At 72.9% G+C, this 26,930-nt stretch carries 24 protein-coding genes and 1 riboswitch; of the genes, 16 read left to right on the forward strand and 8 right to left on the reverse strand.

Translation table 11 applies throughout. The features are described from left to right. Window positions 1-115 precede the first annotated feature (115 nt). The gene (locus J3P41_RS08520) at window positions 116-823 is read left to right on the forward strand and encodes a GAF and ANTAR domain-containing protein (protein ID WP_210649901.1); all 708 of its coding nucleotides are present in this window, start codon (window positions 116-118) and stop codon (window positions 821-823) included. A 5-nt stretch (window positions 824-828) separates the two neighbouring features. On the opposite strand, the gene J3P41_RS08525 is transcribed toward J3P41_RS08520, so the two are convergent. Both J3P41_RS08525 and J3P41_RS08530 read right to left on the reverse strand, forming a co-directional pair. Next, window positions 829-1,536, reverse strand: a complete 708-nt coding sequence (locus J3P41_RS08525; RefSeq protein ID WP_210649902.1) for a GAF domain-containing protein — start codon at window positions 1,534-1,536, stop codon at window positions 829-831. Beyond that, window positions 1,533-1,865: an ANTAR domain-containing protein gene (locus tag J3P41_RS08530; RefSeq protein WP_210649903.1), complete on the reverse strand. Its 333-nt coding sequence runs from the start codon at window positions 1,863-1,865 to the stop codon at window positions 1,533-1,535. The genes J3P41_RS08525 and J3P41_RS08530 overlap by 4 nt, the downstream gene beginning before the upstream one ends. 188 nt (window positions 1,866-2,053) lie before the next feature. On the opposite strand from J3P41_RS08530, the gene J3P41_RS19260 reads away from it, so the two are divergent. The 4 genes from J3P41_RS19260 (at window position 2,054) to J3P41_RS08550 (ending at window position 5,206) form a co-directional block, all read left to right on the forward strand. Continuing rightward, window positions 2,054-3,031, forward strand: coding sequence for an AraC family transcriptional regulator (locus tag J3P41_RS19260; protein ID WP_210649904.1), 978 nt, complete (start codon window positions 2,054-2,056; stop codon window positions 3,029-3,031). Window positions 3,032-3,149: 118 nt separating this feature from the next. Continuing rightward, the gene (locus tag J3P41_RS08540) at window positions 3,150-3,977 is read left to right on the forward strand and encodes a sigma-70 family RNA polymerase sigma factor (protein ID WP_210649905.1); all 828 of its coding nucleotides are present in this window, start codon (window positions 3,150-3,152) and stop codon (window positions 3,975-3,977) included. Window positions 3,978-4,000: 23 nt separating this feature from the next. Then, a complete protein-coding gene (locus J3P41_RS08545) occupies window positions 4,001-4,390 on the forward strand; it encodes a hypothetical protein (protein WP_210649906.1) in 390 nt (129 codons plus the stop codon). Window positions 4,391-4,450: 60 nt separating this feature from the next. Then, entirely contained in the window at window positions 4,451-5,206 is a 756-nt protein-coding gene (locus J3P41_RS08550; protein ID WP_210649907.1) for a SurA N-terminal domain-containing protein, read from the forward strand. Between the two features lie 281 nt (window positions 5,207-5,487). On the opposite strand, the gene icmF is transcribed toward J3P41_RS08550, so the two are convergent. The 3 genes from icmF to J3P41_RS08565 all read right to left on the reverse strand — a co-directional run bounded on the left by icmF (window position 5,488) and on the right by J3P41_RS08565 (window position 10,172). Continuing rightward, complete coding sequence (gene icmF / locus J3P41_RS08555) at window positions 5,488-8,721, reverse strand: fused isobutyryl-CoA mutase/GTPase IcmF (protein WP_210649908.1); 3,234 nt, start codon at window positions 8,719-8,721, stop codon at window positions 5,488-5,490. Between the two features lie 203 nt (window positions 8,722-8,924). Beyond that, window positions 8,925-9,416 carry a MarR family winged helix-turn-helix transcriptional regulator gene (locus J3P41_RS08560; RefSeq protein WP_210649909.1) on the reverse strand — a complete coding sequence of 164 codons (492 nt, stop codon included), beginning with the start codon at window positions 9,414-9,416 and terminating at the stop codon, window positions 8,925-8,927. A gap of 9 nt (window positions 9,417-9,425) precedes the next feature. Then, window positions 9,426-10,172: a helical backbone metal receptor gene (locus tag J3P41_RS08565; protein ID WP_210650802.1), complete on the reverse strand. Its 747-nt coding sequence runs from the start codon at window positions 10,170-10,172 to the stop codon at window positions 9,426-9,428. Between the two features lie 93 nt (window positions 10,173-10,265). On the opposite strand from J3P41_RS08565, the gene J3P41_RS08570 reads away from it, so the two are divergent. Further along, a complete protein-coding gene (locus J3P41_RS08570) occupies window positions 10,266-11,399 on the forward strand; it encodes an aldehyde dehydrogenase family protein (RefSeq protein WP_210649910.1) in 1,134 nt (377 codons plus the stop codon). Here J3P41_RS08570 and J3P41_RS08575 read toward each other — a convergent pair. Together J3P41_RS08575 and J3P41_RS08580 are read right to left on the reverse strand one after the other, a co-directional pair. Next, window positions 11,365-11,796, reverse strand: a complete 432-nt coding sequence (locus J3P41_RS08575) for a GNAT family N-acetyltransferase (protein WP_210649911.1) — start codon at window positions 11,794-11,796, stop codon at window positions 11,365-11,367. The genes J3P41_RS08570 and J3P41_RS08575 overlap by 35 nt on opposite strands. Continuing rightward, complete coding sequence (locus J3P41_RS08580) at window positions 11,793-12,692, reverse strand: alpha/beta hydrolase fold domain-containing protein (RefSeq protein ID WP_210649912.1); 900 nt, start codon at window positions 12,690-12,692, stop codon at window positions 11,793-11,795. The genes J3P41_RS08575 and J3P41_RS08580 overlap by 4 nt, the downstream gene beginning before the upstream one ends. Before the next feature lie 34 nt (window positions 12,693-12,726). Further along, a riboswitch (TPP riboswitch) is annotated at window positions 12,727-12,836 on the forward strand. On the opposite strand from J3P41_RS08580, the gene J3P41_RS08585 reads away from it, so the two are divergent. From J3P41_RS08585 to J3P41_RS08605, 5 genes are all read left to right on the forward strand, one after another. Further along, window positions 12,826-13,902, forward strand: coding sequence for a thiamine ABC transporter substrate binding subunit (locus J3P41_RS08585; RefSeq protein ID WP_210649913.1), 1,077 nt, complete (start codon window positions 12,826-12,828; stop codon window positions 13,900-13,902). (Overlaps the previous riboswitch by 11 nt.) Beyond that, window positions 13,899-15,533, forward strand: a complete 1,635-nt coding sequence (locus J3P41_RS08590; RefSeq protein WP_210649914.1) for an iron ABC transporter permease — start codon at window positions 13,899-13,901, stop codon at window positions 15,531-15,533. Before J3P41_RS08585 ends, J3P41_RS08590 begins: the two co-directional genes overlap by 4 nt. A gap of 2 nt (window positions 15,534-15,535) precedes the next feature. Next, a complete protein-coding gene (locus tag J3P41_RS08595) occupies window positions 15,536-16,537 on the forward strand; it encodes an ABC transporter ATP-binding protein (RefSeq protein WP_210649915.1) in 1,002 nt (333 codons plus the stop codon). Between the two features lie 21 nt (window positions 16,538-16,558). Beyond that, a complete protein-coding gene (locus J3P41_RS08600; protein WP_307861899.1) occupies window positions 16,559-17,605 on the forward strand; it encodes a phosphatase PAP2 family protein in 1,047 nt (348 codons plus the stop codon). Between the two features lie 318 nt (window positions 17,606-17,923). Further along, window positions 17,924-19,339: a C40 family peptidase gene (locus J3P41_RS08605; RefSeq protein WP_307861900.1), complete on the forward strand. Its 1,416-nt coding sequence runs from the start codon at window positions 17,924-17,926 to the stop codon at window positions 19,337-19,339. Window positions 19,340-19,348: 9 nt separating this feature from the next. Here J3P41_RS08605 and J3P41_RS08610 read toward each other — a convergent pair whose 3' ends face one another. Continuing rightward, window positions 19,349-20,212 carry a sulfotransferase domain-containing protein gene (locus J3P41_RS08610; protein ID WP_210649916.1) on the reverse strand — a complete coding sequence of 288 codons (864 nt, stop codon included), beginning with the start codon at window positions 20,210-20,212 and terminating at the stop codon, window positions 19,349-19,351. A gap of 35 nt (window positions 20,213-20,247) precedes the next feature. Here J3P41_RS08610 and J3P41_RS08615 point away from each other — a divergent pair, with 35 nt between their 5' ends. The 5 genes from J3P41_RS08615 (at window position 20,248) to lon (ending at window position 26,922) form a co-directional block, all read left to right on the forward strand. Then, window positions 20,248-22,308, forward strand: a complete 2,061-nt coding sequence (locus J3P41_RS08615) for an acyl-CoA dehydrogenase (RefSeq protein WP_210649917.1) — start codon at window positions 20,248-20,250, stop codon at window positions 22,306-22,308. Continuing rightward, window positions 22,309-22,884, forward strand: a complete 576-nt coding sequence (locus J3P41_RS08620; protein WP_210649918.1) for a hypothetical protein — start codon at window positions 22,309-22,311, stop codon at window positions 22,882-22,884. Between the two features lie 127 nt (window positions 22,885-23,011). After that, the gene (locus tag J3P41_RS08625) at window positions 23,012-23,605 is read left to right on the forward strand and encodes a carboxymuconolactone decarboxylase family protein (protein WP_210649919.1); all 594 of its coding nucleotides are present in this window, start codon (window positions 23,012-23,014) and stop codon (window positions 23,603-23,605) included. Continuing rightward, window positions 23,602-24,480, forward strand: a complete 879-nt coding sequence (locus J3P41_RS08630) for an RNA polymerase sigma-70 factor (protein ID WP_210649920.1) — start codon at window positions 23,602-23,604, stop codon at window positions 24,478-24,480. Before J3P41_RS08625 ends, J3P41_RS08630 begins: the two co-directional genes overlap by 4 nt. 78 nt (window positions 24,481-24,558) lie before the next feature. Further along, the gene (lon, locus tag J3P41_RS08635) at window positions 24,559-26,922 is read left to right on the forward strand and encodes an endopeptidase La (RefSeq protein WP_210649921.1); all 2,364 of its coding nucleotides are present in this window, start codon (window positions 24,559-24,561) and stop codon (window positions 26,920-26,922) included. The last annotated feature ends 8 nt before the right edge of the window (window positions 26,923-26,930 follow it).

A 26,930-nucleotide genomic window follows, 5' to 3' on the forward strand; every position in this document is an offset into this window, starting at 1 on the left:
GCCGAGGCCGGATCGACCGCGTGGTGGTGTCGCGTTGAACCTCGGGAGGTCGGTTGGATAACTTTTGTCCCGGCTCCAGAACACGGGTCTCAGTGCGTTGTCCCCGAGGATGTGCATGTCGTCGCACGACTCCCTGGCCGTGTTCGCGGCCCTGTCCGCCCAGCTGCAGCGCCAACCGGACGAGACCCTGGCCACGCGCTCGATCGTCACGAGAGTGCACGACCTGGTTCCCGAGGCGGACTGGGTGAGCCTCACCGTGCGCACCTCGCGAGGCCACCGGACCCTGGCGAGCAGCGATCCGGTGGCCGAGGAGGCCGACGCCCTCCAGCACGTCCTGGGTGAGGGGCCGTGCCTGAGCGTCGCCGACGCCGGCTGGCTGCGCAGCGGCGACATTCGCGCCGACTCCCGCTGGCCGGTCTGGCGCGGCCCGGCCGACGAGCTCGGGCTCCGGTCGTTGCTCGCGGTGGCCGTCGCCGAGAACGACGAGCCGCTGGGGGCGCTCACCCTCTACAGCGGCACGTCGGGCGGCTTCGCGGAGCGCGACGTCGTCGACGTGGTCGTGGCGTACGCCGTGCTCGCCGGCGCGGCCCTGTCGTCGGTGCGCCGGGCGAGCACCCTGCAGGCCGCGGTGAGCTCGCGGCACGTGATCGGCATGGCACAGGGCATCGCGATGGAGCGCTACGGGATCGACCGGCACCAGAGCTTCGAGCTGCTGCGCCGGCTCTCCTCGACCACGAACGTCAAGCTGCGCGACGTGGCCGCGGAGATCGTGGAGACGCGTTCCATCCCTCACGAGCGCTCCGGGCAGGACAGCGACGACTGACGTCGTCAGGCAGTCAGGTGCCCGTCGTCCAGGACGCCCTGGGCGACCTCGCCGATCTTCGTCCGGCGGCTGCGAGCCGCCGCCCGCAGGGCGTTGAAGGCGGCCACGGCGTCGGTGGAGTCCCGGGACATCAAGAACCCCACGGCACGCTCGATGACGACGCGGTAGTCCAGCGCGTACTGGAGCTGGCGCGCGAGCTCGCCGGCCGTGTGGGCCTGCAGTGCAGCGGCCATGGTCGTGGCGATGACCTCCGCGTAGCGGGCCAGGGCCGCGCACTCGCTGTCGTCCCAGTCGTGGCGGTGGTCGCGATAGACGTCCAGGGTGCCGACCGGGATGCCGCCGAGCCGGACCGGCACGCCCAGCACGGCGCGTACGGGCTGCGCGGCGACGGCGCGAGCCAGCTCCGGCCAGCGCTCGGCGTCGGCGCGCAGGTCGCTGGTCGTGACCACCCGTGAGTCGACGAACGCCTCGGTGCAGGGCCCCTGGCCGGTCGCCGCCTCCGCCGTCTCCAGTGCCCGGCCGACGTCGTCACTGGCCACGACGTAGCGCAGCATGTCCTGGTCCTCGGCGACGAGCAGGCCTGCGCCGCTGACCCCGAAGAGGTCGACGCAGGCGGTCACGACCTGCCGGAGGGCCTCGACGACGGTGGAGTGGTTGCCGGAGGCTGCGAGCCGGCGCAGGCTCTCGGCGAGGGCGGCGTCGTCGATGCTCATGGAGCGGCATCCTCCTCCGTCTCCGGCCGCGTCGGCCACCCGGATGCGGGCAGGTGCTCGCGGAGGACGTCGAGGAGGCCGAGCTCGGCAGCGTCGGCGGACCCGTCATGGGTGGCGACGAGCACGCGAGCGACCGTGCGCACCTTGGTGTTGCTGTTGTGGGAGACGCGCAGGAGCAGCCGCCAGGCCTGGTCGGTGCTGCAGCCGAACCGCGCCGAGATCAGGCCGATGGCGATCCCGATGTCGCGTTGCGACGGCAGCGCCTCCTGCAGCTGCGCGATCTGGTCACGCAGTGACTCGGCGCTCGACGCGGAGCCGCGTGAAGACATGGGTGTCCCAGACATCCGTCACCTCTCAATGACGCGAGTCCGCGGACACAGGGCGGCTTGCGGTGGATGGCACAGGACTCTACAGACCTTGCCCGGATCCACCCGTGGGGGTGGATCGTGCCGATGTGGGCTATCGTCGACTCGGCTCCAGCCAACGGGTCACCGTACTCACCTCCGGCAGGTGCGCTGTGCCGCAAACCCGTGCTCGGCGCGGTTCGCCCGACGCCTTCGACTTCGAGGGGGTCGGCGATGCTGCGCGTGACTGGCTCGACGCCGCCTACGGGACCCCGCTGCGCCTGAGCGGGAGGATGGGCACGGTGCGGCACAGCCGTGCCGACCACGGCGACGTCGCCATCGACCACCTCAGGTTCGACGCCCCGGTCGGCTTCGACTCCGACGCCATGCCGTTCCTCGTGGTCGTCGACGTCCTCAGCGGCTCCATCGAGTACGAGCGCGCCGGGGTGACCGACCGCGGGCACGACGGCGCCACGGTCCTTGCCGCCGGGTGGGACATGCCCTTCGCCGGCCGAGGCGACGGCTACGCGGTGCGCAACACCAGCATCACGGCGCAGGTGGTGATGGCGGCCGTCGCGGACGTCGCCCCCGACCACCCGTGGGAGCACATCTCCTTCGACTCCTACGTTCCCCGCTCGCCGGCCGCGGGAGCGCGGTGGCGGGCCACCGTCGACCAGCTGGGCGCGAGCTTCCCGGGCGCCGAGGCGCCGCTCGCCCGCTCGGCGGCCTCGCGCCTGCTCGGGCACACGCTGCTGGACACGTTCCCCAACAACGTCCTGCGCGACCAGCGCCCCGCCGAGTGGCGCCGCGACTCCCGCGACGCCAGTCCGTCCACCGTGCGACGGGCGCAGCGCATCATCGAGGCACGCGCCCACGAGGACCTGACGCTGGCCGCGCTCGCGCGCGAGTGCCGGGTCAGCCCGCGAGCACTGCAGTACGCCTTCCGGCGGCACCTGGCCTGCACCCCCATGGCGTACCTGCGACGCGTGCGCCTCGACCTCGTCCGGCAGGCGCTGCGCGACGGCTCGTCGCCGTCCGTCAGCGACGCTGCGGCGCGCTTCGGCTTCTTCAACCCAGGCCGCCTGGCGGCCGAGTACCGGCGTGTCTTCGACGAGAACCCTGGACAAACTTTGTCTCGTGTCACCTCCTGAGGGAGGTGCCGCTTCGCTTTGCGGCTGTTGACTCCTGCCGAGTTCGTGGCACATTGGGAAAGTCGACTTGCTGGAGACCACGGCGAGCGCCACCCCCCACTCGGAAGGAAGCGATCACGTGGTCACCGTGTCGATCGTCCCCGACCAACCCGTCCTCACCCACGCTGTGCCCCCTGCCGACGGCAAGGAGCGCTCCCGTCGCACCGGCGCGATCGTCGCCGACCTGCGCGACGCCGAACCCGGCACCCTGAGGCGCCGAGCCCTCACCGACCGGCTCATCGAGACCAACGCCGGGGTCGCCCGGTCGATGGCGGCCCGCTACCGCAACCGAGGCATCGACCTCGCCGACCTCGAGCAGGTCGCGCTCCTCGGTCTCACGAAGGCCGCCCAACGCTTCGACCCCGACGCAGGTCATGACTTCCTGTCCTTCGCCGTGCCGACCGTGCGCGGGGAGCTGCGCCGCCACTTCCGCGACTCCGGCTGGATGATCCGACCCCCTCGGCGCGTGCAGGACCTCCAGGCCCGCATCGCCAACGCCCAGGAGGAGCTCGAGTCGCAGCTCGGCCGCTCGCCGCGCCCGACCGAGGTCGCCGCCCACCTCGGGGAGGAGCTGGACGACGTCGTCGAGGCTCTGGCGGCCGACGGGTGCTTCACGCCCACCTCGCTCGACGCGAACATCGGCGACGGCACGTCGTCGCTGGGCGACCTGATCGGCTACGACGACCGGTCGATGCGGGCTGCCGAGGCTCGGATCGTCCTCGAGCCCGTCATCCGGATGCTGTCCGAACGGGACCGGCGCATCGTGCAGCTGCGCTTCTACGAGGAGCGCACGCAGCAGGAGATCGCCGAGGACGTCGGGCTCACCCAGGCGCAGGTGTCCCGGGTGCTGAGCCGCATCCTCGACGAGCTGCGCACCCTCCTCGCGGGAGCCGTCACGGCGGCCTGAGCCGCGTCGGGCATGCTGAACGCATGCGTTTCACCGAGCACGAGCTGACCCTCGCCGTGACCGCCGCCGCCAAGGTGGTGGCGGCCGGCAGGGTCGGCCGCCGCGCGAAGGGCGAGGCGGCGTGGGAGGCGATGAGCAAGATCGAGCGCTACCACCTGCTCGAGGCGGTCGGCGGCCAGGTGCTGCCCGTGCTCCTGGCGCTGCCCGACGTCGAGGTGCCGGCCGGCACGCGGCCGACGTTCAGCGACCAGCAGATCGCCACGGCCGTGGAGGAGACCCTGGGCGAGAGCGGGGTGGGCCGGTTGCGGCAGAAGGTCGCCGTGGCCGCCCGCGTCACCCTCGTGCGTACGGCACTGGCGCAGCTGCCCGTGCGCCAGGACCCCGACGCCCTGCAGGTGCCGGACTCGCTCTGATCCGCGCTCCGGGCAGATCCTGAGGATGGCGCTCAGGTTCGGTGCGTACCGTCGATGAGGATGACCACGACACGTACCCACCGCACCCGCACCGCTCTCGTCCTCGCGACCGCCGCCCTGCTCACCCTCTCGGCCTGCGGAGGCGGCGGCGACTCCGGCAGCGCCGACGACGCGCCCGCGAAGAGCGAGTCGTCGCAGGCCGACGCCGCCGGCTCTGACCTCACCGGCATCCCGGACGTCGTCGCCGAGGTCAACGGCGAGGCGGTGACCAAGGACGAGTTCGCCCCGCTCTACGAGGCGCAGCTCGAGCAGGCCGCCTCGCAGGCCGAGATGGGCGGCGCCGAGCCCGACGAGGAGGCGCTGCAGAAGCAGACCGTCGACAACCTCGTCGACACCGAGCTGCTCACCCAGGAGGCGGACTCGCGCGGCATCGAGGTCAGCGACGAGGACGTCGACGCCGAGCTCGACGCGCTGGCCCAGCAGAACGGGATGGAGTCTGCGGACGCCTTCCTCGAGGCGATCGCCCAGCAGGGCGTCACCGAGGAGCAGGCGCGCTCGCAGGTCCAGACCCAGGTGATGGTCGAGGAGCTCGTCGCCGACGAAAACGGACCGTTCGAGCCGACCGAGAAGGACCTGCGCAAGATCTACGCGCAGGCCAAGCAGCAGCAGGCGACGCAGGGCGGCCAGGAGCTGCCCGCCTTCGAGGACGTTCGTGACCAGATCGAGGAGCAGGCGCGGGCGCAGGAGGTCGGCCAGGCCGCCGGGACGCTCCTGACGGGGCTGCGCAAGGACGCGGACATCACCATCCATCTCTGAGCCGGCCTTTTCCTGGTTCGGCCTGGGGGCGCTCGCCTGTCCATCAAGGGATGTCGGTGAACAGGCACTTCCCCGGGCGAACTCGGCGAGGGAAGTGCCCATTCAGCGACGTACCGTGATGAAGCTGAGGCGCGTGGGGCCTGCTCGACGGGCCCCGGCTGTCCATCAAGGGATGTCGGCGAACAGGCACTTCCTCAGGCGAACTCCGCGAGGGAAGTGCCCATCCAGCGACGTACCGTGATGAAGCCGGGGCGCGTGGGACCAAGGGCGCCGGGCCAGGCTCAGACGTTGCGCCGGTACTGCCCGCCCACCTCGAAGAACGCCTCGGTCACCTGCTGCAGCGAGCAGACGCGGGCGGCGTCCATGAGCACCGCGAAGACGTTCTCGCCCAGGACGGCTGCGTCCTTGAGCCGGGCCAGCGCCTCCTGCGCCTCGGCGGCGTGCGCCGCCTGGAACGACCGGACCCGCTCGAGCTGCGACGACTTCTCCTCCTCGGTCGCCCGCGCCAGCTCGATCTCCTGCGGCTGCGCGTCGGCGGCCGACTCCTTGACGAACGTGTTCACGCCGATGATCGGCAGCGAGCCGTCGTGCTTGCGGTGCTCGTAGAGCATCGACTCGTCCTGGATCCGGCCCCGCTGGTAGCCGGTCTCCATCGCCCCCAGCACGCCGCCGCGCTCGTTGATCCGGTCGAACTCCTCCAGCACGGCCGCCTCCACCAGGTCGGTGAGGTCGTCGACGATGTACGAGCCCTGGAGCGGGTTCTCGTTCATCGCCAGGCCCCACTCGCGGTTGATGATGAGCTGGATGGCCAGCGCGCGGCGCACGGAGTCCTCGGTCGGGGTCGTGACCGCCTCGTCGTAGGCGTTGGTGTGCAGGCTGTTGGCGTTGTCGTAGATCGCGATGAGCGCCTGCAGCGTGGTGCGGATGTCGTTGAAGTCCATCTCCTGCGCGTGCAGCGACCGACCGCTGGTCTGGACGTGGTACTTCAGCTTCTGCGAGCGCTCCGAGGCGCCGTACTTCTCCCGCATCGTCACCGCCCAGATGCGGCGCGCGACCCGGCCGAGCACGGTGTACTCGGGGTCCATGCCGTTGGAGAAGAAGAACGACAGGTTGGGCGCGAAGTCGTCGATCGCCATGCCGCGCGCGAGGTACGCCTCGACGTAGGTGAAGCCGTTGGCGAGCGTGAACGCGAGCTGGCTGATGGGGTTCGCCCCGGCCTCGGCGATGTGGTAGCCGGAGATGGACACCGAGTAGAAGTTGCGCACGCCGTGGGCGATGAACCACTCCTGGATGTCGGCCATCATCCGCAGGCTGAACTCGGTGGAGAACAGGCACGTGTTCTGGCCCTGGTCCTCCTTGAGGATGTCGGCCTGCACGGTGCCGCGGACGTTGGCGAGGGCGTACGCCGCCAGCTGGGCGCGCTCGTCGTCGTCGGGCTCGCGGCCCTCCCGCTCGCGGAAGGCGTCGACCTGCTGGTCGATGGCGGTGTTGAGGAAGAACGCCAGCACGGTGGGCGCCGGCCCGTTGATCGTCATGCTGACCGAGGTCGTGGGCGCGACCAGGTCGAAGCCGTCGTACAGCGCCTTCATGTCGTCGAGCGTCGCGACGGAGACGCCCGAGGTGCCGACCTTGCCGTAGACGTCGGGCCGTGGGTCGGGGTCGCGGCCGTAGAGGGTGACGGAGTCGAACGCGGTGGAGAGGCGGGTCGCGGGCTGGCCCGCGGAGAGGATCTTGAACCGGCGGTTGGTGCGCGCCGGGTCGCCCTCGCCGGCGAACATCCGCGCGGGGTCCTCGTTGTCGCGCTTGAACGGGAAGACGCCGGCGGTGAAGGGGAAGTAGCCGGGCAGGTTCTCGTTGCGCCAGAAGCGGACGAGCTCGCCGTGGTCAGTGAAGCGCGGCAGGGCCACGCGCGGGATCTTGTTGCCGCTCAGGGACTCGCGGGTGAGGCGGGTGGTGATCTCCTTGTCGCGCACCTTCACCACCTGCTCGTCGCCGGAGTAGGACTCCACCACCGCGGGCCAGCTCGCGATCTGGTCGGCGACCTCCTGCGGCACGTCCTTGCGGGCCGACTCCAGGAGCGCCCGGAGGCCGGCGTCGTCCTCGAGCTCGGCGGCGACGGCCTCGATGCGCTGCAGCCGGCGGGCGGCCTCGACGAGCCGCTCGGTCTGCTCGTGGTAGCCGCGCACGGTCTCGGTGATCTCGGAGAGGTAGCGCACGCGCTCGGCGGGAACGACCTGCCGGATGCCGGAGGAGTGGCGTACGTCGACCACGGGCAGCGTGCCCTGGCTCACCGGCAGGCCGGCGGCGGCGAGCTCCCCGCGTAGGTGCTGGTAGAGCGCGGTGACGCCGTCGTCGTTGAACGTCGCCGCGCTGGTGCCGAACACCGGCATGTCGTGCGGCTGCTTGCCGAACGCCTCCCGGTTGCGCACCAGCTGGCGCCCGACGTCGCGCAGCGCGTCCTTGGCGCCGCGCCGCTCGAACTTGTTGATCGCCACCGTGTCGGCGAAGTCGAGCATGTCGATCTTCTCCAGCTGCGAGGCGGCGCCGAACTCCGGCGTCATGACGTAGAGCGAGTGGTCGACGAGGGGCACGATGCCGGCGTCGCCCTGGCCGATGCCGGGGGTCTCGACGATCACCAGGTCGTTGCCGGCGGCCTTGAGGACGTCGATGACGTCGGCGAGGTGGTCGGGCACCTCGTGCGCGCCCCGGGTGGCCAGGGAGCGGAAGAAGACCCGGTCGCCGTCGAGGGAGTTGGCGCGGATCCGGTCGCCGAGCAGCGCGCCGCCGCCCTTGCGCCGGGTGGGGTCGACGGCGACCACCGCGATGCGCAGCTTGTCCTGCTGGTCGGTGCGGAAGCGGCGTACGACCTCGTCGGTGAGCGAGGACTTGCCCGAGCCACCGGTGCCGGTGATGCCCAGCACGGGCACGACACGGCGTCCGGCGGCGGCCCGCACCTCGGCGAGCAGCGCCTCGTCGAGCCGGCCGCCCTCGGCTCCGGTGATGGCGCGGGCGACCGCGAACCGGTCGCCGGAGAGCACCTGCTCGGCCGTGACCTGCCGGTCGGCCCACAGGTCGACGTCGCAGTCGGCGACGACGGAGTTGATCATCCCGACCAGGCCCATCCGCTGGCCGTCCTCGGGGGAGAAGATGGTGACCCCCGACTCGCGCAGGCGGGCGATCTCGGAGGGCACGATCACGCCGCCGCCGCCGCCAACGACCCGCACGTGAGCGGCCCCGGCCGCCCGCAGCGACTCGACGAGGTACTCGAAGTACTCCACGTGCCCGCCCTGGTAGGACGAGACGGCGACGCCCTGGACGTCCTCCTCCAGCGCGGCGTCGACGACCTCCTGCACCGAGCGGTTGTGCCCGAGGTGGATCACCTCGCACCCCTGGCTCATCAGGATGCGCCGCATGATGTTGATCGAGGCGTCGTGGCCGTCGAACAGGCTCGAGGCGGTGACGAGCCGCACCGGGTTCGACGGGACGTGCAGAGCGGGACGGGCGAGGTCGGCCATGTGGCGATAGTAGGACTTCCTACTAACTTCCCGCGACTATCGGGCCCGACCCTGGCTATCTAGGGACGAAATGGGGGTGTGGCCGGCTCGGGACCTACCAGAACGTCCCTAGATAGCCGCCGCGGCGGCGTGGGGCGGGACGGGCGGCGCGGGGCGGGGCGGGGCGGCGCGGGGCGGGCGCGGGCGGCAGCGAAGGCGGGCGCTCAGAGCCGGTCGCCGAGGCCGGTGCGCAGCGCGGTCAGCAGGTCGGTCAGCCCGCGCACCTCGCCACCGGGCAGCCCGGGCACCGCGAACACCTCGTCGTTGAGCGCGGCGGTCGCCTCCTCCACCGCGTCGCGCCCGGCATCGGTGAGGACCGCGCGCACCACCCGCTTGTCCTCGTCGCTGCGTACGCGCTCGACGTACCCCTGGGCGACGAGCCGGTCGACGGCACTGGTGACGCTGGTCGGGTGCACCTGCAGCAGTGAGCCCAGTCGTGACATCGGCATCGCCGACCTGCGGGCGAACGACAACAGCCGCAGCACCTCGTAGCGGGCGAACGTCAGCCCGCGCGGGCGGAGCACGGCGTCGATCCGCTCCATCAGCAGCTGCTGCGCGCGCACGACGGAGGTCACCATCGCCATGCCGTCGGCGGCCTGCGCCCAGCCGTGCGCCACCCACTGGCGGTGTGCTTCACGGATCGGGTCGCGCGTCATGGCTGGAGGTTAGCCAGCCAGCGCCGAGAGCATCGCGTGCGCCTCGACCATGGCCGGCCCGTACCAGGTCAGCAGCCGTCCCGACACGAGCCGGGTGGGCGTGGTGGCGAACGCCTCGGGGCCGTCGTCGGCGGTGAAGACGTAGGGCTCGTCCGGAAGCAGCACGAGGTCCGCGCCCGCGCCGTCGATCTCCTCGACGGGCACGGCCGGGTAGCGGCCCTCGCGGCCGCCGAGGACGTTGACGAGGCCGGCGCGGGCGAGGAGGTCGTGGGTGTAGGTCTGCGCCCCGACGACCATCCACGGGTCCCGCCAGATCGGCACGGCCACGGCCAGCCGCCGCGGGGCGGGCGGTGACCACAGGACGCGTGCCTCGACCAGCCACCCCGGGTCGATGATGCCGAGGCCCTCCGCGAAGAGGCGCGACATCGAGTCGAGCGACTGCGGCACCGTCTCGATCCGGGTCACCCAGACGCTCACGCCGGCCTCGCGCAGGCGGCGTACGTCGAGCTCGCGGTTCTCCTCCTGGTTGGCCACGACGAGGTCGGGGCGCAGCCGTCGGATCGCGGCGAGGTCGGGGTTCTTGGTGCCCCGGACCCGGCTCACGTCGAGGTCCCGCGGGTGGGTGCACCAGTCGGTCGCCCCGACGAGCCGGTCCGGGACCGAGGCGGCCAGCGCCTCGGTCAGCGACGGGACCAGCGAGACCACGCGCCGAGCCGCCCCGGCGAGGGGGACGTCGGCTCCGAGGTCGTCACGCACCACGGCGCGAGCCTAGGGGTCGCGGGCGCCGGCCCGGATCTTCGGGGTGAGGGGCGGTTGGTGCGTCCGGGCCGGCGTGGTGGAGTTCTCCCCATGGGTAAGCACGCCGCCCTCCCGGGCCTGCCGATCGATGGCGCGGAGCGTCCCCCGGCACAGGGGTGGACCTTCCCCGTGCACAGTCCCGCCACCGGGGAGCTGCTCTGGGACGTGCCCGACGCCGGCACCGACGACGTGGAGGTGGCGGTCGAGGCGGCGTGGCGAGCGGTGCACGCGACCGGCTGGAGCACCGACCCCGGGCTGCGCCTCGACGGCGTGCGCCGCTTCCAGGAGGCGCTGGCGGACGCCGCCGACGAGCTGACCACGCTCCTCGCCGCCGAGACCGGCGTGCCGGTCGCCCTCCGCGACGCACACGTCGACGCGCCGATCGCCGAGCTGCGCGGCAGCCACGAGGACGGACAGCCGGGCGTGACCGTCCTCGTCACCCCCGCGACGGCGCCGCTGTCGGTCGCCCTGCCCGAGATCGGCCGCGTGCTGAGCGCCGGCGGGGCGGTCGTGCTCAAGCCGGCGCCCGAGACGGCGAGCGCCGCCCTCGCGGTGGGCCGCCTCGCCTTGGACTTCCTGCCCCGCGGCGTGCTCAACGTCGTCACCACCCGGGACGTGGACGTCGCCATCGCCCTCACCCTCGACCGCCGCGTCGACGAGGTGTCCTTCACCGGCTCCGCGGTCGCCGGGGAGCGCGTCCGTGTGGCCGCGGCGGGCGCCGGCAAGCGCGTACGCCTCGACGTCGGCGCCCCGGTGCAGCTGCACGCCACCGACGACGACCGGCTCGAGGCGGTCGTCGCCGAGGCCGCCGCCGCCGTCGCGGCGAACGCCGGCCAGGGGTGCCGGCTGCCGAGCAGCGTGGTCGTGCCGATCGACCGCTACCCCGACGCGCTCCGTGCCGCGATGGCCGCGATGGAGGACGTCGTCGTCGGTGACCCGCTCGACGCCCCGACGTGGTGCGGGCCCCTGCGCTCGCGTGTCGCCCGTGACCGCGTGCTGCGCTACCTCTCGCTGGCGCGGGCCGAGGGCGGTGACGTCGTCCTGGGCGGGCACGTGCTCGACCGGGACGGCTGGTGGCTGGCGCCGACGGTCATCGGCGGGCTGGACCGCGAGTCGCGGGTGGTGCGCGAGGAGGTGCTCGGCCCCGTCCTCACGGTCGTGGCCGAGTCATCGGGACATGCCTGATGCCGTCCTCGTCGAACTCCGGCCCGGCCACCTCGAAGCCCCACCCCGCGTAGAACCCGGCGAGCGGCGCCTGCGCGTCGAGCCGCACCTCGCGGCTGCCGCACAGGGTCAGCGCCTCGTCCATCATCAGTCCCGCGAGCCCGCGCCCGCGCGCCGACGGGGCGACCACCACCCGGCCGATGCGCGACCACTCGCCGTCGTCGAGCACGCGCAGGGTGCCGACCACCTGCTCGTCCTCGAGCAGCACGACGTGGCGGGTCGCCTCCTCCAGGTCGCGCCCGTCCAGGTCCGGGTAGGGGCAGTCCTGCTCGACGACGAACACCTCCTGACGCAGCCGCCACACGTCGTACGCCGTCCGCGGGGCGAGGTCGTCGAAGCCGGCGATCAACACCTTCACCGGACGAACTCCACGACGCGGGCGAAGGCGCGCGCGGCCTCCGGCGTGGCGGGCAGCAGCCCGTAGACGTGGATGAGGTCCGCCTCCTCGACCGCGGTGAGGTCCCAGCCGGCGTCCGCCGCGCGTCGGGCCAGCAACCGGCAGCCGGGATGCAGCAGGTCGCGGGTGCCGTAGAGCATGAGGGCGCGCGGCAGGCCGGCGAGGTCCGCCAGGGCAGGTGAGACCTCGGGGCGCGACAGGTCCTCCGGCGTGCCTGCCCACCAGCCGGCGTACGCCTCCAGCTTGCCGATGAAAAGCCACGGGTCGATCGCGTCGGCCGCGCGCGTCTCCGGCGTGGAGGTCGTGAGGTCCACCCACGGCGCGTGCAGGACGAGGTGCGAGGCGGCCGGCAGCCCCCGGTCGCGCATCGACAGCGCCGTCGCGAGCGCCAGCCCCCCTCCCGCGGAGTCCCCGGCGAGCACCGCTCCTCCGTCCGCACCGGCACAGTGCGCCGCGTCCGCGACGATCGCGTCGTGGGAGTCGGCCCAGGTGTGCTCCGGCGCGAGCGGGTAGTCGGGGAGCACGACCCGCGCACCCAGGGCGTCGGCCAGGCGGGTGGCGTAGCGGACGTGGAAGGTGTCGATCGGTGCCATGAACGCGCCGCCGTGGACGTAGTACAGGGTGCGGTGCACCCGCCGACTCCTCGGCGTGAGGACGTAGGAGGGGAACCCGATGTCGGTCACCGACACCTCCCACCGCCTCGCGAACCCCGGGGTCGCGCGCGTGGGCAGGGTGCGGTCGAGGGTGCGGTGCCACGCCTCGACCCGGGCTCGCTCCGCCGGTTCCGAGTCGAGCTCGCGCGCCCGGCGCAGCCGGGGGATCGCCAGGGCGAGGAGCTCGTGACGCAGGCTGGGCATGCGCGGCAGCCTACGGGCGTGCGAGTAGGGTGGGCGCCGAAGACAGGGGAGCACGTGCAGGCGTGCTGAGAGTGCGGACCAGCCGCAGACCCTACGAACCTGATCCGGTTAGCACCGGCGATAGGGAGTCCACATGATGCATGCACCCGTCCGCGCTGCCCTGGCGGCGAGCACCGCCGTCCTCGTGCTGAGCGGCTGCAGCCTCGCCGGTGGCGGTGAGCCCTCGGAGCCGGCCACCTCGGCGGGCGAGGGCGAGGGCGAGGGCGGAGGCACGGTCGTCCTGGCCACCCATGAGTCCTTCCACCTGCCCAAGAAGCTGGTGCGGGCCTTCGAGGAGGACTCCGGCTACACCCTCGAGGTGCGCGCGGCCGGCGACGCCGGGACGCTCGCGACGAAGCTCAGCCTCACCGCCGACAACCCGATCGCGGACGCCGCGTTCGGCATCGACAACACCTTCGCCTCGCGGCCGCTGGGCGAGGGCGTCTTCGCGCCGTTCGCGCCGACGACCGCCCCGCCGGAGGAGTACGCCCTCGCCGACGGCGGCGACCGGCTCGTCCCCGTCGACACCGCCAGCGTCTGCGTCAACGTCGACACGGCGTGGTTCGAGCAGGAGGGCCTGGAGCCGCCGCGCACGCTCGACGACCTCACCGACCCGGCGTACGCCGACCTGCTGGTGGTGCCGGGGGCGTCGACGAGCAGCCCGGGCATGGCGTTCTTCCTCGCCACCGTCGCCGAGCACGGCGACGACTGGCCGGACTACTGGACCGACCTGCTCGCCAACGGCGCCAAGGTCGTCGACGGCTGGGAGGACGCCTACTACGGCGACTTCACCGCCGCCTCGGACAACGGCACCCGGCCGGTCGTCGTCTCCTACGACTCCTCGCCGGCGTTCACCGTGAGCGGCGACCGGTCCACCACGGCGGCGCTGCTCGACACCTGCTTCCGCCAGGTCGAGTACGTCGGCGTGCTCGAGGGCGCCGACAACCCCGCGGGCGCCGAGGCGCTCGTCGACTGGCTGCTGTCCGAGGAGGTGCAGAGCGCGCTGCCGGAGTCGATGTACGTCTATCCCGTCATGCCCGGCGCCACCGTCCCCACCGACTGGGCCGACTTCGCCCCGCAGCCCACCGACCCCTACGAGGTCGCGCCCGAGGAGATCGCCGCGAACCGCGAGCAGTGGCTGACCGAGTGGACCGACGTCGTGTCGCGATGAGGCGCGTCGCCGGCCTCCTGGCGCTGGCCGCCGGTCCGGTGCTGGTGCTGGGGGTCCTGTTCGTCCTGCCGGTGACCGGCATGGTCGCCCAGGGGTTCGTCGTGGACGGGCGGTTCGCCCCGGGCGCGGTCCTCGACGTCCTGGCCCGCCCCCGGGTGCACCGGGTCGCGTGGTTCACCGTGTGGACCTCGGCCACCGCGACGCTGCTGGCCCTCGGCCTCGGCCTGCCGGCGGCGTACGCGCTGCACCGGCTCGCGCTGCCGGGTCGCGCAGCGGTGCGCGCAGCCCTGCTGGTGCCGTTCGTGCTCCCCACGGTGGTGGTGGGTGTCGCGTTCCGCCAGCTGCTCGGAGAGGGCGGGCCGCTCGGGTTCCTCGGGCTCGACCAGACGCCGGCGGCCATCGTGTGCGGACTCGTGTTCTTCAACGTCGCGGTCGTCGTCCGCACGGTCGGGGTCGCCTGGGAGGCGCTCGACCCGCGTCCGGGCCAGGCCGCGGCTGCCCTCGGCGCGTCGCCGTGGCAGGTGCTGCGCACCGTGACCCTGCCCTCGCTGCGTCCGGCGATCGTCGGCGCCGCCAGCGTCGTCTTCCTGTTCTGCGCCACCGCGTTCGGGATCGTGCATACCCTGGGCGGCGTACGCCACGCGACCGTCGAGACCGAGATCTACCTGCTCACCACGACGGTCTTCGACCTCCAGGCGGCAGCCGCGCTGTCGGTGCTGCAGATCGTGGTCGTGGTGGTGCTGCTGGCGCTCGCCGCGCGGCTGCGCGCGACGCCGGACCCGACCGCCCAGCGCGCCGTGACGCCGGCGCGCGCGCCCCGCCGCGCGGACGTCCCGGTGGTCGTCGCGACGGCGCTCGTGCTCGCCGCGATGGCGCTCCCGATCCTCACCCTCGTGCTCGGCTCCCTCAGCGTGGGCGAGGGGTGGGGCCTGGACAACTACCGCGCGCTCGGCACGGCCGGTGACGACCGGGCCCTGCTCGTGCCGGTCACCACGGCGCTGGTGACCAGCCTGCGCACCGCCGTCGACGCCACGTGGATGGCGCTGCTCGTCGGCGTCCTCGTCTCCGTGGTCGTCACCCGCCGCTCGCACTCGGTCGGTGAGCGGCGGGTCCGCTCCGCGCTCGACGGCTTCTTCATGCTGCCGCTGGGCGTCAGCGCCGTCACCCTGGGGTTCGGGTTCCTCATCACCCTCGACCAGCCGCCGCTCGACCTGCGCGACTCGCCCCTGCTCGTGCCGATGGCGCAGGCACTGGTGGCGCTCCCGCTGGTGGTGCGGACGCTGACCCCGGTGCTGGGCGGCATCGACGACCGCCAGCGCCAGGCGGCCGCCTCGCTCGGGGCGTCGGCCTGGCGGACCCTCCTCACGGTCGACCTCCCCGTGGTGTGGAAGCCGATGCTCGCGGCCGGCGGGTTCGCGTTCGCCGCCTCGCTCGGCGAGTTCGGCGCGACGTCGTTCCTGGCCCGCGACGAGAGCCCGACGCTGCCGGTCGTCATCTTCCGGCTCATCGGCCACCCGGGGGAGATGAACTACGGCATGGCGCTGGCCGCCTCCGTCGTCCTCGCCAGCGCCACCGCCGTGGTCATGCTCGCGGTGGAGCGGCTGCGCGTGCCCGGTGTGGGAGCGTTCTGACGATGCTGGGGCTGCGCGACGTCACGGTCCGCTACGGGGACACCCCGGCGGTCGACCAGGTCTCACTCGACCTCGCGCCCGGCCACGTGCTCGCCGTGCTCGGGCCCTCTGGGTGCGGGAAGTCGACGCTGCTGCGAGCCGTCGCGGGGCTCGAGCCGCTCTCCGGCGGCTCGATCTCGTGGGCCGGCGCCGACCTGGCCGGCGTACCGACGCACAAGCGCGGCTTCGCGCTGATGTTCCAGGACGGCCAGCTCTTCGCCCACCTCACGGTCGCGCGCAACGTCGCCTACGCCCTCCGGCTGCGGCGTACGCCCTCGGCGCGGGTGGCCGCCCGGGTGCGGGAGCTGCTCGCGCTGGTCGGGCTCTCCGGCTACGGCGACCGGCTGCCCGGCACCCTGTCCGGGGGCGAGCGCCAGCGGGTCGCGCTGGCCCGGGCGCTGGCCGTCGAGCCGCGGCTGATCCTGCTCGACGAGCCGCTGTCCGCGCTCGACGCCACGCTGCGCGAGCGACTGGCCGGCGACCTGCGAGAGATCCTGCAGAAGGCCGGGACCACCGCGCTGCTGGTCACCCACGACCACGAGGAGGCGTTCGCGCTCGCGGACCGGCTGGCGGTGATGCGCTCGGGCCGCCTGGTGCAGGACGGGGCGATCGACGAGGTCTGGCGGCGCCCGGTCGACGAGGAGACCGCCCTCTTCCTCGGCTATGCGCGCGTGCTCCGCGAGGACGCGGCCCGCCGGGTGCTGGCCGCCGCCGGGCTGCCGGGCGCGCCGGCCGTCGCGCTGCGGCGCTCCGCCCTGGTGGTCGACGCGAGCGGCACGCTCCGCGCCGCGGTCGAGTCCGCACGCGTGACGCCCGAGCAGGTGCGGCTGCTGGTCCGGGCGGACGGGATCGGCGTGCTCGACGCGGTGGCGCCACTGGGCACCAGGGTCTCGCCGGGCGACGAGGTCACGGTCCGCACGGACGCCACCAGGCTCTCCGTCCTGCCGGTCGCGGCCCACCCTTGACGTCTCCCTACACTGACCCCCGTGTACAGACCGGCCTATGCCCTGCTCGTGGGAGTCGCCGCCACCATGGGCGCGCTGGCTGTCACTGCCGCCCTGTGGCTGGACCGGCCGCTCGTGGACCCGGAGGGTTTCCTCGGCCCCTCGTGGGCCCGCCTGCCGCTGCTCGTCTTCGGCGCGTTCCTCCTCGACCTGCTTCCGCGGACGCTGTGGTACTCGCGGATGAAGCCCGGGCTGATGCCCGACATCGTCCGCGAGCGGATCCGCACCCACTGGGACCGCGAGCGGATCGTCCTGGTCGTGCTCGGGCTGGTCTGCTTCTACATCACCTACGTCTGCTACCGGAACCTCAAGTCCTTCCTGCCCTTCATCATGGGCGAGGACAAGTACGACCGTGAGCTGCACCTGATCGACCGCGCGATGATGTTCGGCCACGAGCCGGCGACCATCCTGCACACGGTCTTCGGCACCGGCATCTCCGCGCACTTCCTGTCGACCATCTACCTGTGGTTCCTGCCGCTGGTGCCGCTGGCGCTCGCCGCGTGGCTGGTGTGGTCGCGCAACATCACCTTCGGCTACTGGTTCGCCACCTCGCAGTGCCTCGCCTGGTCCATCGGGACCGCGTCCTACTACGCGCTGCCGACCCTGGGCCCCGGCTTCCAGTACAGCTACCTCTACACCGACCTTCCCGCCACCGGCTCGAGCGCGCTGATGGAGTCGCTGTCCTACGGACGCATGGGAGTGCTGCGCGACGGGACGGAGGGGGCGGTGCAGTCCGTGGCCGGCTTCGCCTCGCTCCACGTCGCGATCACCCTGCTCGTCGCGCTGATGGTGCAGTACACGCTGCGCAACCGCGTGCTGCACATCGTGTTCTGGGCCAACTTCGCGATCACGGTCGTCGCCACCCTCTACTTCGGCTGGCACTACATCGCCGACGACCTGGCGGGGGTCGTCATCGCCCTCTTCGCGTTCTGGCTCGGCGGGCTCGCCAGCGGACAGAAGTTCGACCGGCGCGGGCTGGCCTCCCACCCCACCTCCACGACGCGCCAGGTGCCCGTCGACGCCGACTGAGCGGCGTACCTCCTGCCCGCCCGCGCCTCGCCGCCCCCGGGTGGGAGCGGGCGCCCAGGTTGCGATCCCCGGCGAGCCGGGGAAACTCGAGGTTCCGGTGCGAAACTTCGCGTGTGAGGCTCGAGTTTGAGCGGCTAGCCGGGGAACGCAACACGGCCGCGCTCGAATTACATCGGTGTAGTTCGTCAAGGCGACACGCCGGGCGCCCGTGAAAAAGTTGGGGAAAGTGTTCCGCGTGTGACGAAAGTTGATTAGCGTGCCTCGGGTTGCCCGTGTGATGGGGAAGTCACGCGGGATCCGAGACCCCTGGGAGCCCCCGTGCCCTTCACGCCACCACCGGACCACGAGCCCGCGCCGCGTCGTACGACGTCGCGCTGGGCGAGCGCGGTCGTCCTGGTCGCCGGCCTGGCGGTCGTCGGCGGGCACGGCATCGCGTTCGCGGACGACGCCGACGGGCGTCGCGACGGCGTACCCAGCGAGTCCGACGTCGCCGCGGCCGAGCAGCGGGCGGCCGACAAGGGCCGCGACGTCGCGGCGGTGCAGGCCGAACTCATCCGCGCCGACCTGGCCCTCGAGGCCGCGGGGCAGAGCGCCGCGCAGGCCGCCGAGGCCTGGAACGGCGCCCGATGGCGCGCCCAGGAGGCCCGCAAGGAGGCCAGGCGGGCCGAGGCCGCCGCGCGGAACGCACGCGAGGACGTCGAGGCGCAGCGCGAGCTGTACGCCGACGCCGTCGTGACGTCCTACGAGGAGGCCTCGCAGGTGCAGGGCCTCTCCGCGGTCGTCGAGGCCGACGGCCTCGAGTCGCTCATCGACCGCAGCGTCACGATGGGCAACACCTCCGAGGCGCTGGACGAGCAGTACGACGCCTTCGTCGCGTCGTCCGCCGTCGCCGACGTCACGGCCGCCACGGCCTCGAGCGCCTCCGAGCGAGCCGTCGCCGCGGAGCGCGAGGCCCGGCAGGCGCACGCCGCCGCCGCGGCCGCGGAAGCTGACGCGAGCGCGCAGGCCGCGGCCGTCGCGGCGACCAAGTCCGAGCTCCTCGCCGAGCTCGCCGAGCTGCAGGGCATCAGCGTGCGGCTGGCCGAGCGGCGTCAGCAGGCGCTGGAGGAGGCCGCGGCCGAGGCCGCAGCCGCGGCGGCACGAGCAGAGGCGCAGGCCGAGGCGCAGGCGGAGGCCGAGGCGGCACAGGAGCAGGAGCAGCCGACCCCGCTCCCCACGCCCAGCGCGACCCCCACGCCGACCCCCACCGTCACGCCCACGCCCAGCGCGACCCCCACGCCGACCCCCACCGTCACGCCCACGCCGAGCGCGACCCCCACCCCGACGCCCACCCCGACCCCGACCCCGACCTCGACCCCGGCGCCCCAGGGCGCCGGAGCGCAGGCGGCGATCGCGTTCGCGCAGTCGCAGATCGGCAAGCCCTACCGCTACGGCGCCGCCGGCCCGGACTCGTGGGACTGCTCCGGCCTGACGTCCGCGGCTTGGGCGCGCGGTGGCAAGAGGCTGCCGCACTACTCGGTCGCCCAGTACACCCAGTCCACGAGGATCTCCCCCGCCCAGCTCGTACCCGGCGACCTGGTGTTCTGGGGCTCCTCGAGCAGTCCCAGCTCGATCTACCACGTCGCGATCTACGTCGGCGACGGCCAGATCGTGCACGCACCCCGCACCGGTCGCGACGTCACCCAGGAGTCGATGTACTCCTGGCGAGCCCCGGACTTCTTCGCCCGGCCCTGACCGGTCGGCTCACCGCACCTTGCGGGCGAACCGCGCTGCCAGCTCCCCGGGGTCCAGGTCGCCGTCGAGCACCTGCCGCGTGGGCCAGGCCGAGGTGTCGATGCCCGACAGCTCCTCGAACAGTGCCAGGTCCCGGGCGTAGACCTCCGCCAGCCCGGCCACGTCGTCAGCGGTCGGCGCGGTCCCCGGAACCTGCTCGGCGCCGGCGTGCCAGTTCTTCAGCGGCGGTACGCGCTCGAAGCGAGGGAGGTCGAGGAAGTCGGTCGTGCGGTGGACGGTCCGCTCGAAGTCGCCGAGCATCTCGCGCAGCTCGAGCAGCAGCCACTGGCGCCGCTCGAACAGCTCGAAGCCGCGCTGGAGCTGCTCGCCGTAGAACCCGCGGGCGATCCCGGTCATGTGGCGCCACCGCATCGGGCGTACGCCGTCGGGCACCTCGTCGGGCAGTGAGGTGTGCGGCCACTCGGTCAGGAAGTCGGGCCAGTCGGGCCAGGCCAGGTTGCGCGAGCGCAGCATCACCCAGTGCGAGAACAACCGCTCGAGCGGGTCGCGGAACACCGCGATGAGCGGCATCTCGGGCAGGTAGGCCCGCATCCGCTCCAGCGCGTGCGGCCAGTAGAGGTAGGTGGGGCTGGCGTCGCCGAGCATCAGGTGCACCGGGCTGCGGCGCGGTGCGGTGTAGTCGCGGGCGTGGTCGGGCGCGGACCAGTCGACGCTCTCGTCGTCGAAGTAGTGCCGCTCCTTGTCCGGCGGCTGGCAGACCAGCCGGTGCTGGTTCAGCGTCACCGCCAGCGTCGACGTACCGCCCTTCTGCACGCCGACGATCGCGTAGTTGTAGGCCATCTCCCCCCAGGGGGTGGCGTCCGACACGTTCATCGCGGCGAACCTACCGCTCTGGCTAGGTTGGGGCCATGACCACCGAGCAGGTCCCCTCCCGCGTCGAGCAGGTGCCCACCGTCGAGCCGGAGGCGCCCGCGGTGCAGCGGGTCGAGGACGCCGGGGTCCACGCCACGGACAGGGGCTACCGGCAGCCGGCGGTCGACGTCGCGGCGCTGCGCAGGCTCCTCGACGGCCGCTACCACGAGGTCCGCGACCTGGTGCGCGCCAACCTCGCCGAGCACGCGCAGGTCCTGCTCGACGAGGAGCAGCTGAGCACCGCCGACTTCCGCGAGCGGGTCAAGGACGTCGTGCTGAAGATGGCGAGCACCGGCCAGACCGGCATGGGGTTCCCCCAGGAGTACGGCGGTGGCGGCGACATCGGTGCGTCCGTCGCGGCCTTCGAGACCCTCGCCTACGGCGACCTGTCGGTGCTGGTCAAGGTGGGGGTGCAGTTCGGCCTCTTCGGCGGCGCGATCCTCCAGCTCGGCACCAAGACGCACCACGACGCCTACCTCGCGGACCTCGTCAGCGGCCGGACGATGGGCTGCTTCGCGATGACCGAGAGCGGTCACGGCTCCAACGTGCAGGCGCTCGGCACCGTGGCGACGTACGACGTCGAGGCCCAGGAGTTCGTGATCACGACCCCCGACGACGCCAGCCGCAAGGACTACATCGGCAACGCCGCCGCCCACGCCGAGCTCGCGGTCGTCTTCGCGCAGCTCGAGGTCGCCGGCGAGCGTCACGGCGTGCACGCCTTCGTCGTCCCGGTGCGCGAGGGCGGCCACGTCCGCGACGGCGTGCGCATCGAGGACTGCGGTCCCAAGATGGGCCTCAACGGCGTCGACAACGGCCGGATCTGGTTCGACGGCGTGCGGGTGCCGCGCACCGCGCTGCTCAACCAGTTCGCCGAGGTCACCCCGGAGGGCCGCTACCTCTCGCCGATCGACAACCCCAACAAGCGCTTCTTCACCATGCTGGGCACTCTGGTGCAGGGGCGCGTGTGCGTCGGGGGCGCGGGCATCAACGCCGCCAAGGTCGCGCTCACCATCGCCACCCGCTACGCCGATCGCCGCCGGCAGTTCGAGGCGTCGTCGAGCGAGGAGGAGCAGGTGCTCCTGGACTACGGCATGCACCAGCGCCGGCTGCTGCCCCTGCTGGCCCGGACGTACGCCCTGCACTTCGCGCAGGAGGTCGTCGCCGGCCAGCTCCACGACGTCTTCTCCGGGCCCGGCCCCACCGAGCCGGGCAGCGACGAGCACGCCCGGCGCACGCTGGAGTCGCGTGCCGCGGCCACCAAGGCGCTCGGCACCTGGCACGCCACCCGCACGATCCAGGAGTGCCGCGAGGCGTGCGGCGGTGCCGGCTACCTCAGCGAGAACCGCTTCGCCGCGCTCAAGGCCGACACCGACGTGTTCACGACCTTCGAGGGCGACAACCACGTGCTGCTCCAGCTGGTCGCCAAGGGCCTGCTCACCGACTACGCCGGCGAGTTCGAGGACATGGACCAGCTCGGGATGGCCCGCTTCGTGGCGGGCCTCGCGGTGGAGACCGTCGTCGAGCGCACGGCCGTGCACAAGCTCGTGCAGTCGGTGCGCGACCTGCTGCCCGGTGGCGACACGTGGGACCAGGAGGCGGGCCTGCTCGACCCCAACTACCAGCTCGCCATGCTGCGCTTCCGCGAGGAGCACATGATCGGCGGCGTCGCACGCCGCCTCAAGCGGGGCGTCGACCAGGGGCTCGACGCGGGCGCGGTCTTCTCCCGCGTGCAGGACCACGTCATCGCCGCCGCACGGGCGCACGCCGAGCGCCTGGTGCTGGAGGCGTTCGTCGCCCGGACCGCCGCGCTGCCCGACGGTGACCTCAAGGTCGCGCTCAACCTGCTCTGCGACCTTCACGCGCTGAGCACCATCGAGTCCGACCGCGCCTGGTTCATGGAGCACGGGCGCCTGTCCAGCGCCCGCTCCAAGGCGATCAGTCGCGAGATCAACGACCTGTGCCGCAAGGTCCGGCCGCTCGCCGTCGACCTCGTCGACGCGTTCGCCGTGCCGGATGAGATGCTGCGCAGCCGCGAGCTGCTGACCTGGGGTGACTAGATGACCTTCGGGGGACGGTCCACGAGGTGGGAGCCGGCGGGCGCCGCCCGCGGGCTCGCGCTCGTCGCACCCGGCCGTGCCTACTCGCCCGACGCCCCGCTGCTCGACTTCGCCCGCATCGCGCTGCAGCAGCACGGCTTCACGGTCCAGCAGCTCTGGTGGGACTCGACCACCCGCGGCGAGGAGGATCCCGAGGCGTGGGTACGCCGACAGGTGGCCGCAGCGCTCGCCGGAGAGGACGCCGCCCGCGTGCTCGTGGTCGGCAAGTCGCTGGGCACCCACGCCGCGTCGTACGCCGCCGAGCACGGGCTCGACGCGATCTGGCTGACCCCGCTCCTGGTCGAGCCCCGGCTCGCCGAGGCGGTGGCCGCCAATCCCGGCCGGCAGCTGCTCGTCGGGGGCCTGGCCGACCAGCTGTGGAACGCCGGCGTCGCCCGCGAGCTGGCGGCCACGGGCTGCGACGTGCTGGAGGTGCCCGACGCCGACCACGGCATGGCCACCTCCGACGCGGTGCGCACCGCCGAGATCCACCTGGAGGTGGCCCGGGCCGTCGACGCCTTCCTGCGTGCGGCGTGACGTCCAGCCGCATCTGACCCGGGCGCCCAGGGCCCCAGGAGCCGTCGTCGCGGCCGCCGTGTCACACACGGGGTCCCGGCGGTGTCTCCATGTCATCGACGCCCGCACTCTCGCATCAGGAGATGACATGCCCAGCCAGTTCCGCATCCCGAAGGCACACCTCGACGGCGCCTACGGTGCCGTCATGACCCGCCTCGCGCAGCGCATGTGGGGCCAGGTGCCCGACAACGCTCACGTCCTGTGGCACAACAAGCCGGTCCTCCGGTCGGTCTTCGCCTTCGAGCAGAGGGTGGGGCGCTGGAAGGCGCTGGACCCGCACCTCAAGGCGTACGCCGAGATGGCGAGCGCGGGCGTCATCGGGTGCTCGTGGTGCCTCGACTTCGGCTACTTCCTCGCCCACACCAAGGGGCTCGACGAGGCGAAGGTCCGCGAAGTGCCGCGCTGGCGCGAGTCGGAGGTCTTCACCGACCTCGAGCGCGAGGTGATGGCGTACGCCGAGGCGATGACCGTGACCCCGCCCGCCGTGACCGACGAGATGGTTGCCAGCCTGGACCGTCAGCTCGGTCACGCCGCCGTCGTCGAGCTGACCATGATGATCGCGGTGGAGAACGAGCGCTCCCGGTTCAACGCCGCGATGGGGCTGGCCTCGCAGGGCTTCAGCGACGTCTGCGAGCTGCCGCTCGCCGCCCCGGCGGGAGCGGCGGGAGCGGCGACGACGTGAGTGCGGACCTGGCCACGTCGGCGTTCGTCGCGCACCGCAACCTGCTCTTCACGGTCGCCTACGAGATGCTCGGCTCCGCCGCTGACGCCGAGGACGTGCTGCAGGAGGTCTGGCTGCGGTGGGCCGACGGCGACCGCTCCGACGTCGTGGACTCCCGCGCCTACCTCGTCCGGATGGTCACCCGGCTCTCGCTCAACCGCCTGCGCACGCTGTCGCGCCGGCGCGAGGACTACGTCGGCACGTGGCTGCCGGAGCCGTTGCTGACCGCTCCCGACGTGGCGGACGACGTCGAGCTGGCCGACAGCGTCTCCACGGCCATGCTGCTGGTGCTCGAGACGCTGCCGCCGACCGAGCGCGCGGTGTTCGTCCTGCGCGAGGTCTTCGACGTGCCGTACGCCGAGGTCGCCGCGGCCGTCGAGAAGTCCGAGCCGGCGGTGCGGCAGATCGCCGCCCGCGCCAGAGCGCACGTGGCCGAGCGCCGCCCGCGAGCGTCGGTCACGGCGGCGGAGCGGGACGCGGTGATCGAGCGGTTCCGGGTCGCGACCGAGACCGGCGACCTCCAGGGACTCATGGACGTCCTCGCGCCCGACGTGGTGCTGATGACCGACGGAGGCGGCAAGGTGAAGGCGGCGCTCAACCCGATCTCCGGGCGGGACAAGGTGTTCCGCTTCCTCACCGCCGTCGCTCCCGACGCGCTCGAGCTGGTGCCGGTCTGGCTCAACGGGTCGCCGGCGATCCAGTTCGTCGTCGCCGGTCAGCGTGACGGCGTCGGGACGATGCTCGTGGAGCACGGTGTCGTGACCCGGCTGTTCCTGGTGCGCAACCCCGACAAGCTCCGGGCGGTGAGCGAGGAGGTGGACCTCTCGCGGCGGTGACCCGAGCGGGCCCCGGACGTTCGCGCTGAGCGGAACCACGGCCGGAATCGTCCCCGTCCCGCCGGACGTTCCACCGGCATGACGCAGAACCTCTCCCTCCCCGTGGTGTTCCTTCACGACACGGTCGTGCTTCCCGGCATGGTCGTGCCCATCGAGCTCGACGACTCCGCGCGCGCCGCCATCGACGCCGCGCGCCTGGCCCAGGCCGAGACGGACTCCGAGCCGACCCGGGTGCTGGTCGCTCCGCGGCTCGAGGACCGCTACGCCACCCACGGCGTGGTCGCCGTCGTGGACAGGGTCGGCCGCTTCGCCGGCGGCAGGCCCGCCGCGGTGCTGCGCGCCGAGCGCCGGGTCGCCATCGGCGCCGGCGTCACCGGACCGGGCGCCGCCCTTTGGGTCGAGGCCGAGCCCGTCGCGACGACCCCGGTCACCGACGAGCTCCGCGAGCTCGCCGAGGAGTACCGCGCGCTCGTCGTGGCGATCCTCGAGCGGCGCGAGGCGTGGCAGGTGATCGACAACGTGCGCCGCATCAGCGATCCCGATGCTCTCGCCGACACCTCCGGCTACGCCCCGTACCTCTCCGACGACCAGAAGCGCCAGGTGCTCGAGACCCCCGACGTGGGTGACCGGCTCCGCGCGCTGGTCGAGTGGACCCGCGCGTACGACGCGGAGGACGACGTCAACGACAAGATCAGCCAGGACGTCCGCGAGGGGCTCGAGCAGAGCCAGCGGGAGTTCCTGCTGCGCCAGCAGCTCGCGGCGATCCGCAAGGAGTTCGGCGAGGGGGAGCCGGACGGCTCCGACGACTACCGCGCTCAAGTCGAGGCCGCCGACCTGCCCGAGCACGTCCGCGACGCCGCGCTGCGGGAGGTGGACAAGCTCGAGCGCGCGAGCGAGCAGAACCCCGAGGCCGGGTGGATCCGCACCTGGCTCGACACCGTCCTCGAGCTGCCGTGGACGGTGCGCACCGACGACTCGCACGACGTCGTCGCCGCCCGCGCGGTGCTCGATGCCGACCACCACGGCCTCGACGAGGTCAAGGAGCGCATCACCGAGTACCTCGCGGTGCGCGCCCGCCGGGCCGAGCGCGGCCTCGAGGTGGTCGGCGGTCGCGGGTCCGGCGCGGTGATCCTCCTCGCCGGTCCTCCCGGCGTCGGCAAGACCTCGCTGGGCGAGTCGGTGGCCCGCGCCCTGGGCCGGAAGTTCGTCCGGGTCGCCCTCGGTGGCGTCCGCGACGAGGCGGAGATCCGGGGGCACCGGCGCACGTACGTCGGCGCCCTCCCGGGCCGCATCGTGCGCGCGATGAAGGAGGCGGGCTCGATGAACCCGGTCGTCCTCCTCGACGAGGTCGACAAGGTCGGCGCGGACCACCGCGGGGACCCGGCCGCGGCCCTGCTCGAGGTCCTCGACCCGGCGCAGAACCACACCTTCCGCGACCACTACCTCGAGCTCGACCTCGACCTCTCCGACGTGCTGTTCGTGGCCACCGCCAACGTCGTGGAGCAGATCCCCTCGGCGCTGCTGGACCGGATGGAGCTCGTCACCCTCGACGGCTACACCGAGGACGACAAGGTCGCCATCGCGCGCGACTTCCTCATCCCCCGCCAGCTAAAGCGGGCCGCGCTCACGTCCGAGGAGGTCACGGTGTCGGACGACGCCCTGGGCGAGCTCGCCGCGAACTACACCCGCGAGGCCGGCGTACGCCAGCTCGAGCGGTTGCTGGCCAAGGCGTTCCGCAAGGCGGCGACGCGGCTCGCCACGGGCGAGGTGGACCGGGTCGACATCGACCGGGACGCTCTCGCCGGCCTGGTCGGCCGCCCGCGCTTCATGCCGGACAGCCACGAGCGCACCGACGTGCCCGGCGTCGCCACCGGCCTGGCCGTGACCGGCCTCGGCGGCGACGTGCTCTACGTCGAGACGTCGGTCGCCGAGGGCCAGGCGGGCCTGACCATCACCGGGCAGCTCGGCGACGTGATGAAGGAGTCGGCCTCGATCGCGCTGTCGTGGGTCCGGGCCCACGCCTCGGAGCTCGGCCTCGAGCCGGCCTCGCTGGAGCGGTCGATCCACGTGCACTTCCCCGCGGGCGCGATCCCGAAGGACGGTCCGTCCGCGGGTGTGACGATGGTGACCGCGCTGGTCTCGCTGCTCACCGGCCGGCCCGTGCGCTCGGACGTCGGCATGACCGGCGAGGTCACGCTGTCGGGTCGCGTGCTGCCGATCGGCGGCGTAAAGCAGAAGCTGCTGGCTGCACAGCGGGCGGGGCTGAGGACGGTCTACATCCCCGAGCGCAACCGCGCCGACCTCGACGACGTACCGGCCGAGCTGCTCAGCGCTCTCGACGTGCGCCCGGTCGGACGGGTGACCGAGATCCTCGCCGAGGCGCTCGAGCCGATCGCAGGAGCGGGGTCCGCGGCGACGCACGGCGGCAGCGAGGCCGCCTGACCGGCTGG

The organism is Nocardioides sp. SYSU D00065 (genome assembly GCF_017916425.1).
Lineage (GTDB): Bacteria > Actinomycetota > Actinomycetes > Propionibacteriales > Nocardioidaceae > Nocardioides.

Excerpts from the sequence above, each read along its gene's own strand:
- J3P41_RS08550 (WP_210649907.1), top strand. The coding sequence starts at position 4,451 with ATGACCACGACACGTACCCACCGCACCCGCACCGCTCTCGTCCTCGCG.
- J3P41_RS08525 (WP_210649902.1), bottom strand. The coding sequence starts at position 1,536 with ATGAGCATCGACGACGCCGCCCTCGCCGAGAGCCTGCGCCGGCTCGCA.
- J3P41_RS08595 (WP_210649915.1), top strand. The coding sequence starts at position 15,536 with ATGCTGGGGCTGCGCGACGTCACGGTCCGCTACGGGGACACCCCGGCG.
- J3P41_RS08530 (WP_210649903.1), bottom strand. The coding sequence starts at position 1,865 with ATGTCTTCACGCGGCTCCGCGTCGAGCGCCGAGTCACTGCGTGACCAG.
- J3P41_RS08520 (WP_210649901.1), top strand. The coding sequence starts at position 116 with ATGTCGTCGCACGACTCCCTGGCCGTGTTCGCGGCCCTGTCCGCCCAG.
- J3P41_RS08580 (WP_210649912.1), bottom strand. The coding sequence starts at position 12,692 with ATGCCCAGCCTGCGTCACGAGCTCCTCGCCCTGGCGATCCCCCGGCTG.
- icmF (WP_210649908.1), bottom strand. The coding sequence starts at position 8,721 with ATGGCCGACCTCGCCCGTCCCGCTCTGCACGTCCCGTCGAACCCGGTG.
- J3P41_RS08625 (WP_210649919.1), top strand. The coding sequence starts at position 23,012 with ATGCCCAGCCAGTTCCGCATCCCGAAGGCACACCTCGACGGCGCCTAC.
- J3P41_RS08615 (WP_210649917.1), top strand. The coding sequence starts at position 20,248 with ATGACCACCGAGCAGGTCCCCTCCCGCGTCGAGCAGGTGCCCACCGTC.
- J3P41_RS08560 (WP_210649909.1), bottom strand. The coding sequence starts at position 9,416 with ATGACGCGCGACCCGATCCGTGAAGCACACCGCCAGTGGGTGGCGCAC.
- J3P41_RS08570 (WP_210649910.1), top strand. The coding sequence starts at position 10,266 with ATGGGTAAGCACGCCGCCCTCCCGGGCCTGCCGATCGATGGCGCGGAG.
- lon (WP_210649921.1), top strand. The coding sequence starts at position 24,559 with ATGACGCAGAACCTCTCCCTCCCCGTGGTGTTCCTTCACGACACGGTC.
- J3P41_RS08610 (WP_210649916.1), bottom strand. The coding sequence starts at position 20,212 with ATGAACGTGTCGGACGCCACCCCCTGGGGGGAGATGGCCTACAACTAC.
- J3P41_RS08620 (WP_210649918.1), top strand. The coding sequence starts at position 22,309 with ATGACCTTCGGGGGACGGTCCACGAGGTGGGAGCCGGCGGGCGCCGCC.
- J3P41_RS08590 (WP_210649914.1), top strand. The coding sequence starts at position 13,899 with ATGAGGCGCGTCGCCGGCCTCCTGGCGCTGGCCGCCGGTCCGGTGCTG.
- J3P41_RS08585 (WP_210649913.1), top strand. The coding sequence starts at position 12,826 with ATGATGCATGCACCCGTCCGCGCTGCCCTGGCGGCGAGCACCGCCGTC.
- J3P41_RS08545 (WP_210649906.1), top strand. The coding sequence starts at position 4,001 with ATGCGTTTCACCGAGCACGAGCTGACCCTCGCCGTGACCGCCGCCGCC.